The organism is Psychrobacter sp., assembly GCF_030454045.1.
GTDB lineage: Bacteria > Pseudomonadota > Gammaproteobacteria > Pseudomonadales > Moraxellaceae > Psychrobacter.
Genome location: NZ_JAKDJE010000103.1, coordinates 1 through 8,365 on the forward strand (window position 1 = coordinate 1; position 8,365 = coordinate 8,365).

At 44.7% G+C, this 8,365-nt stretch carries 5 protein-coding genes and 1 pseudogene; 5 read left to right on the forward strand and 1 reads right to left on the reverse strand.

Annotation, left to right across the window (positions count from 1 at the left end):
- Positions 1-180 precede the first annotated feature (180 nt).
- Positions 181-3,093 carry an excinuclease ABC subunit UvrA gene (gene uvrA, locus L0G63_RS12935; protein ID WP_301451020.1) on the reverse strand — a complete coding sequence of 971 codons (2,913 nt, stop codon included), beginning with the start codon at positions 3,091-3,093 and terminating at the stop codon, positions 181-183.
- 598 nt (positions 3,094-3,691) lie between these two features.
- On the opposite strand from uvrA, the gene L0G63_RS12940 reads away from it, so the two are divergent.
- The 5 genes and pseudogenes from L0G63_RS12940 (at position 3,692) to L0G63_RS12960 (ending at position 8,237) form a co-directional block, all read left to right on the forward strand.
- A complete protein-coding gene (locus L0G63_RS12940; protein WP_301451021.1) occupies positions 3,692-5,056 on the forward strand; it encodes an MFS transporter in 1,365 nt (454 codons plus the stop codon).
- 141 nt (positions 5,057-5,197) lie between these two features.
- Positions 5,198-5,808 (forward strand): annotated as a pseudogene (locus L0G63_RS12945) (DUF3833 domain-containing protein).
- Positions 5,809-6,053: 245 nt separating this feature from the next.
- Positions 6,054-6,680, forward strand: coding sequence for a single-stranded DNA-binding protein (ssb, locus tag L0G63_RS12950; RefSeq protein WP_301451022.1), 627 nt, complete (start codon positions 6,054-6,056; stop codon positions 6,678-6,680).
- 673 nt (positions 6,681-7,353) lie between these two features.
- The gene (locus L0G63_RS12955; RefSeq protein WP_301451023.1) at positions 7,354-8,001 is read left to right on the forward strand and encodes a hypothetical protein; all 648 of its coding nucleotides are present in this window, start codon (positions 7,354-7,356) and stop codon (positions 7,999-8,001) included.
- An 83-nt stretch (positions 8,002-8,084) separates the two neighbouring features.
- Complete coding sequence (locus L0G63_RS12960) at positions 8,085-8,237, forward strand: hypothetical protein (protein ID WP_301451024.1); 153 nt, start codon at positions 8,085-8,087, stop codon at positions 8,235-8,237.
- The last annotated feature ends 128 nt before the right edge of the window (positions 8,238-8,365 follow it).

Sequence of the window (8,365 nt, forward strand, 5' to 3'; positions counted from 1 at the left end):
CTTATTCTCCTGTTAGTGGATTATAAGCAGTTACACAGAGTTTGGGAAACTCCCCTAGACAAATTTCCGCTTAGGGTTTTTATATGTCGACACCAACCAAACTAAATCCAACAAAAAAGGCCACTCCCGAAAGAGTGGCCTTTTAGCAATAACTCACTATCAATAATCTGCTAATTTATTTTAGCTTACGTCTTTTAATCCTTGCTCAAGCATCGGTTTCAAAAACTCACCCGTGTGTGAGCCTTCGACCTCTGCGACCTCTTCTGGCGTACCCTCCGCGATAATCATGCCGCCACCTTTACCGCCTTCAGGGCCAAGATCAATCACCCAATCCGCAGTTTTGATGACATCCAAGTTATGCTCAATGACCACGATGGTGTTACCTTTATCGCGTAGCGCATGCAAGATATTAAGCAGCTTATCGATATCATGGAAATGCAGGCCAGTGGTCGGCTCATCCAAGATATAGAGCGTCTGTCCGGTATCACGCTTGGCAAGCTCGCGTGCCAGTTTCACCCGCTGCGCTTCACCGCCAGATAGGGTCGGTGCAGACTGACCCAAGCGAATGTAGCTCAGTCCCACATCCATCAACGCTTGCAGGCGACGATAGATCGCTGGAATCGCCGAGAAGAACTCAGTGGCGTCCTCTACCGTCATCTCGAGCACGTCAGCGATGGTTTTGCCTTTATAGTGAATCTCTAAGGTCTCGCGGTTATAACGCTTGCCTTCACAGGTGTCACACGGCACATACATATCCGGTAAGAAATGCATCTCAACTTTGATGAGACCGTCGCCTTGGCACATCTCACAGCGTCCGCCTTTGACGTTGAAGCTAAAGCGCCCAGCTTTATAACCACGTGCGCGGGCTTCAGGGGTTTGCGCGAACATCTCACGCACGGGAGTGAAGACGCCAGTATAAGTCGCAGGATTGGAGCGCGGGGTACGACCAATTGGGCTTTGATCGATATCGACCATTTTATCCAAATGCTCAAGACCGCTAATGCTGTCATGCTTATCCGCGATTAGCGTTGAGGCATTGTTTAATTGCGTGGCGGCGATAGGCATAAGCGTACGGTTAATCAGCGTTGATTTACCAGAACCCGATACACCTGTGACACACGTCATCACCCCAACGGGCAGGCTCAGATCGACGTCTTTTAGGTTGTTGCCTGAGGCGCCTTTGAGCTCGATAGTCATCGGTACCTTTTTAGTTTTGGCTTTCGCTTTACCTTTAACCTCGACCTCTACGGTTTTGGCTTTATGCCGCACTTTTGGTATCTCAATGCGTTTTTCGCCCGACATATATTGTCCGGTGAGCGAGTCTGGCGTTGCCATCACTTCATCGACCGTGCCCTCGGCGATGATATGACCACCGTGTACGCCAGCCCCAATACCGATATCGATGACGTGATCCGCTTGACGAATCGCATCTTCATCGTGCTCAACGACCAGTACGGTATTACCTAAATCACGCAGGCGTGTTAGAGTCTTTAGCAAGCGGTCGTTATCACGCTGATGCAGACCGATCGACGGCTCATCAAGGACATACATCACGCCCATCAGACCTGCACCGATTTGACTGGCCAAACGAATACGCTGCGCTTCACCGCCGGATAGGGTTTCGGCAGAGCGCGCTAGGGTTAGATAATCGAGGCCAACGCTGACCAAGAAGTTTAAGCGCTCGTTAATCTCTTTAAAGATCTTCTCGGCGACTTCCCCTTTATGACCACTGATTTTAAGACTCTTATAATAGTCCGCCGCGTCGCCAATGGAGAGCTTGACGATTTCAGCGATGGTTTGTTCATCGACACGCACGTTACGCGAGATTTCATTGAGGCGCGCGCCATCGCAGACGTTACAGGTGGTGTCAGCCAGATACTTTGCCAGCTCGTCCCGCACTAAGTTGCTTTGCGTTTTGGCATAACGGCGCTCAAGATAGGGTAGTACGCCTTCAAAAGGAACGGTTTTATTGGTTTTACGTCCGCGCTCATCGGTAAAGTTAAAGGTGAGCTTCTCTTTACCTGAGCCGTGCATGATCAGCTCTTGCTGCTTTTTGGGCAGCTCCGTCCACGGCGTATCCATATCGATATTAAAATGGTTACAAACGGTGGTTAGCAGCCCAAAATAGTACGAGTGGCGCTTATCCCAACCGTTAATCGCGCCTTGATTGAGCGTCTTATCAACATGAGTAATGAGCTTTTCAGCAGCGAAATACTGACGCTTACCCAGTCCATCACAAGTTGGGCAAGCACCGTAGGGGTTGTTAAAACTAAACATGCGCGGCTCAAGCCCAGGTACAGCGCGATCACAAATCGGACAGCTGTGCTTGGCAGACATCACTTGATTATCAGAGCCGCCCTCAGTAGGATTACCATCCATAAAGTGCAGCGTCACTAGACCTTGTCCCAAACGTAGCGCGGTCTCCAAGCTCTCAGCGACGCGGTTACCTAAGTCATCACGAACCTTAAAGCGATCGACCACCACTTCGATGGTGTGCTTTTTCTTCTTATCGAGCGTCGGTAGCTCGTCAGTATCATAGACATGACCATCGACGCGTACGCGTACAAAGCCTTGACCGATCAATTGCTCAAGCAGCACTGTATGCTCTCCTTTACGCTCACGCACTACTGGCGCAAGGATCATAAGCTTGGTCTCATCGGGGAGTGCCATAACCTGATCGACCATCTCGGTCACCGACTGCGCCACCATAGGTTCGCCATGCTCTGGGCAATAAGGCGTGCCGATACGCGCGTATAATAGACGCAGGTAATCATAAATCTCAGTGATCGTACCGACCGTTGAGCGTGGATTATGGTTGGTCGATTTTTGCTCAATAGCAATTGCCGGTGACAAGCCTTCGATGCTATCGACTTCAGGCTTTTCCATCTGCGATAAGAACTGGCGCGCATAAGCGGACAGACTCTCGACATATCGGCGTTGTCCTTCGGCATATAGCGTATCAAAAGCCAAGGACGATTTACCAGAACCGGATAAACCAGTAATTACCACGAATTTATCACGTGGGATATCAAGATCAATGTTTTTGAGATTATGAGTACGTGCGCCGCGTATTGCGATATGGTCATGTGCCATCGGTAAGGGGTTTCCTATTTTCTAAAGTGGGTCAGCAGTTCATAAAACCAACCAACAATTGTAAATTTAAAAAGTAAATAATGTTAAGTCATAATAAAATAGATAAATAAAAGGAAAAAGCAGTCAAAGGCTTAACTATTTTTTAAACCCTATTCGCTTTCGTTAATTAACAAAAGTCTATCTTTGTCAGTTAGGGGTAAATAGCCAACCGGTATTTATATTTTTACGATAGCTATTGAGTAAGTTTGAAACGGCTGCATTTCTTAGTAAACGAATAATTATCAGCAAGCCATATTCGTAGCAGAACAATAAGTAAAAGAACAATGCTATCAACGCTTTACTTTATAGTCACGATTAGGCGATTATTCAAGTCAGGGACACGTATTAAAGAAGGTTGGTAACAAAACTATAGAGATCATGAAGGTAGAGCTAGCGAGTAGCGCCTAGTAATAAAAGTCTCGGCAACCAAACGGCGAATGTCTTATACTAGGGGGCTTGATTTATAGGCCAGTGTTTTGATAAACCAGTAGTGATAAATCATGGTGCAGTACAAGTACCAGCAGTGAAAAAAAAGCAATGATCAATCAGTGAGGCAAGTATGAATAGCGTAGAGAAACGGGCAATCCTCGGAGTCGGTGGCATCTTTGCCTTGCGTATGATTGGCTTGTTTATGATTGTGCCGGTGTTTTCTGTTTATGGTGACAATTATGCACACGCGACGCCGTTTTTGATTGGTCTGGCCGTTGGTATTTATGGACTAGGACAAGCGATCTTTCAGATACCGATGAGCCTTGCCGCTGATAAGTTTCCGCGTAAGCCGATTATCATGCTTGGTCTGATACTGTTTGCGGTGGGCGGTATTATTGCCGCCAATGCCACTGATATTTATCAGGTGATCATCGGGCGCGCGCTGGCAGGGAGCGGTGCGGTTTCTGCGGTGCTCATGGCATTGCTTGCCGACGTCACCCGCGAGGAGATGCGCACCAAGGCAATGGCGACGATGGGCTTGACTATTGCTACCTCCATCATGCTCGCCTTTGCCTTTGGGCCGTTATTAGTAGGCTCGCTTGGTATCTCAGGATTGTTTTGGCTGACGGCAGGTTTTGCTGTTTTAGCCATGCTGCTATTGCTGATGGTGCCCACGCCAATGCGCGTGCTCAAGCACAATCTGGACAACAAGTCGATTCGCGAGCAGTTAGCGACCGTCCTTAAGGTAGGGGATTTGAATCGCTTACACATCGGTGTCTTTGCACTACATCTAACGATGACCGCCATATTTGTCATACTACCGCACCAGCTCACAGAGGTGATGGGTCTATCGGTACGTCAGCAAGGCTTGGTCTACTTGCCGCTATTGTTTGTTGGTTTCGCAGTCGCCATTCCATTTATCATCATTGCCGAAAAGAAACGTAAAATGCGCCAAGTCTTTCTAGCTGCTATCGCCTTAATGACTGCAGCCTTGGCATTTCTTGCCTTGGGTAGCCAAGTCGGTGTCGGTATTATTGTAGGTTTATTGCTCTATTTTATGGGTTTTAATTTGCTTGAGGCGACGATTCCATCCTGGATATCTAAGCGTGCACCAGTCGCCAATAAAGCAACCGCGATGGGGCTTAATTCATCTAGCCAGTTTTTAGGTGCGTTCGTTGGTGGCGCGATGGGCGGGCTGCTATTGAATCAGTCTAATCTGCTGGCATGGGGGCTCTTGTCACTTGTCATGGGCATCGCATTGCTGCTGATTATCCCCATTGCTCAGCCACCTTATCTGTCGAGCACGACAGTAACCATTCCTAAAAACATCAATATCCAAGATTGGTCTCGGCAGATGCTAGCAGTTGATGGCGTGGATGAGCTGGTCGTTATGGCAAAAGAACAGGTCGCTTATCTCAAGTTAGATAAGACCCAAATAACAGATGAGTCACGACAAACGCTATCGTATTTGGCGCAAAGTCCGTTAGATATTTAAATAGCGGCAGAGACCCAAATTTATAGAAATAAGGGCAAATAGGCAGAATTGAATGGCCAGCAGCCGTATAGATCGTGTAGCGTATAGATAATCATCAATCGGTGAGTGTCAGATATTTATCTCTATTTAAAAGGAATTAATATGAGTAAATTTAAGATATTGTCTGGTAGTGTCATAGAAGGTAAAAAGAAGGCGCATTGCTCAATTGCCAAGTTAACAGTAGGTATTGGTCTATCGGCCACGCTACTGACATCTGGCTGTGCCACGCAAAATATTCAAGCCTATCAGAACACCACACCAACGCTTGATATGCATAAGTTTTTCTCAGGTCAAATCGAGGGGTGGGGCATGTTTCAAGGGCATGATGGTGAGGTCAAAAACGCTTTTATGTCGATATCGATGCGACTCACGAAGGCGATGATGTCATCATTCTGGACGAAAAATTTTCGTGGGCAGATGGGTCAAAATCGCAGCGTATATGGCGACTGACTGAGAAAAGTAATGGACGCTGGATTGGTACAGCAGGCGACGTCGTTGGCGAGGCAACCGGCGATGTGGTAGGCAATACCCTGCATTGGGATTATGTATTAAATCTGCCAGTCGAGGACAAAACCTACAAAGTGAATTTTGACGATTGGATGTATCTCATTAATGACGATGTCATGCTCAATCGTTCAGTGATGACAAAGTTTGGCGTCGAGCTTGGCAGCGTGACATTAAGTATGCATCGCAAAAATACTGATACTGAGTAACAGATAGAGCGTGAGAAACGACTTAAAAAGAATAAGCGGACGGTGTTCATACCTATTTTAAAATGGCAAAATAGTGGCGTGTTTATTGGTTAAACTTTTATCTTGCATACCTAAGCGACATAGATTGACGTTTATCATAGCTAGCCTGTAGATATTCGAACAAAAATTGGTTAAAGTAAAATCATATCATCGGTAGGACGTATAGGTTCTATCGAATAATTATTCATCAGCAAAAGGACGGTATCATGCGCGGAGTTAATAAAGTTATCATTATCGGTAACCTTGGAGCAGACCCTGAGGCGCGTCAATTTAATAATGGCGGGAGCGTGACCAATATCTCGGTGGCAACTTCTGAGCAATGGACAGACAAACAAAGTGGTGAAAAAAGAGAAGCGACAGAGTGGCATCGTATCTCACTGTTTAATCGTTTGGGTGAAATCGCTGCACAGTACCTGCGTAAAGGCAGCAAGGTCTATATTGAAGGCAGTCTACGCACGCGTAAGTACCAAGACCAGAACGGTCAAGATCGTTATATTACGGAGATTCGAGCTGAGCAAATGCAAATGCTTGATGGTATGAGTGGTGGCCAAAGCGATAATGGAGGCTTTAGTAACAATCAAGGTGGACAAAACTCAAACAGTTACGGCAACCAAGGCGGCCAAAGTAATCAGAATAACTTTGCTCAGCAAGTGGGCAATCAGCCAGCACAGCAAGGCGGCTATAACAACCAAGCGAGTGGTGGGCAAAACAGCTTTAACAATCAAAATGCGCCCGCTCAGCAAAACCAGTTTAATCAACCGGCTCAGAAACCTGCGCAGTCTAGACCTACGGCTATGCCAGATGGTCCTGTAGATGATGATATCCCGTTCTAACTTATACAATAACCTGATAGTGTAGAGAAAAGTCATTAGAGCCTATACTTATAGGCTCTTTTTTTTGTTTAAAAGATAAAGATTTGAACAAGTATCTTTGAATTAAAAATCCCGTTAATAGCGGGGTTTTTTAGTTTTTATGAATAAATTATTAAAAGATTGCCTATATGTTTATATTCACGCGATATCAGAGATTAAGTATCAAATAATAGACTTGCTTATTGTTATTTTACTAATAAAAAACAAAACTTATGTTTATTTTTATTCTGCTATTAAAGGCTGGAAATATATGCGCTTACTATTGAGTGGTTTATCAAGGAAGTGTGGTTGTTCACTGTTGTATATAACCGTTATTTTTTAGAAGCGTTGTTGCCATTATTTTTATTTTCAATTTTTATATTGAAATTTATAAAAACTACCTTTCATTCCATATATAAACCGTTCGCTCTATCCACTTTAATTATCACTAACAGTTGATGCATGACGTTGATATACTTAATTAAAATAAATAATGTAGCGAAATTTAAGCAAGGTCTTGACGGCTAAAGCAACGCTTAACAATTATTTGGATGTATTAGATTCTGGTCGTTTGTTGACTATCAATATAATAACTATCTGGGCCAGCGTCTTACAAGTGAGGTGCATCCCTTACTGTCAATACTGGGTATAAGCAATGAATTACGGTGATGTGTTTCGCAAAAGCGACTTGGGTAGAGCAGAAATAAAGTCTCAAAGTCTTGGCGTTTTGCCAAGAGAGGCGAGAACATTGCTTATCATGATTGATGGCAAACGCACGTATCAAAACTATTTAGATACGTTAGACAATAGCAAAATGTTTGCAGACTTTGGCGGTATTGGACCATTATTTGAGCTGCTGTTAGAGCTTGAGTGTATTGAACTGGTGACCACTCACATGGATGCTCAAGCCCAAGACGCTCGGCAGGTATCTGCTACGATCAAAGCGCCAAACACTGAGCACTCTCAGTCAGCTGCATACTCATTTGATGCCAGTACTGAGGTAGAGTTCGAGCGTACTTTTAATAGCAAGCAGCCAAAAGATGCGACAGACGTTGGCAACAAATCTATAGGCGATATGTTTAAATCAGTTGCGCCCAATGCCCAATATGGTCCTATCAAGTCCGACTTGGCGACCTATATCGAAAAAAATGCACCGCCTGCAGAAGCGTGGGGTTATTTGTTGGGGTTAGAGCAATGTGAGGACAGCGCGCAACTATTGTTATTGGCGCAAGAAATTCAAAAGAGCAGTAACAGTGATTTATCTCGTGGTATGGCTGCTTTTATCAAAAGAATCCAGCCGTAGTTATTAGCACAAGTATCCATAGCGTACTAAACACAATTTAGCCGTTTTGCTTTATACCTTTAACAAATCAGTTGGGAAATTTTATGGAAACCGTCGATATTGTAGAATCAAATCGCTTAAAAATGCGACATGGTGAGCACATCATTTTGCGTCTGACTTATATCAGCCGTTACAACACTGATAATGCAGAAGCTGCCCATGGTCTAATGAATGAGTTAAGCGCTCAAAAAGGCTAAGTAAACGTAGTTGCCGTTTAAATATCACCTATTCACAAGATGACATGATCTTGCTACTATAGTCAATCCTACTTAAAAGTGTTATAAACTAATTATCAAATTCAATTGTTATTATAAAGACCATGACT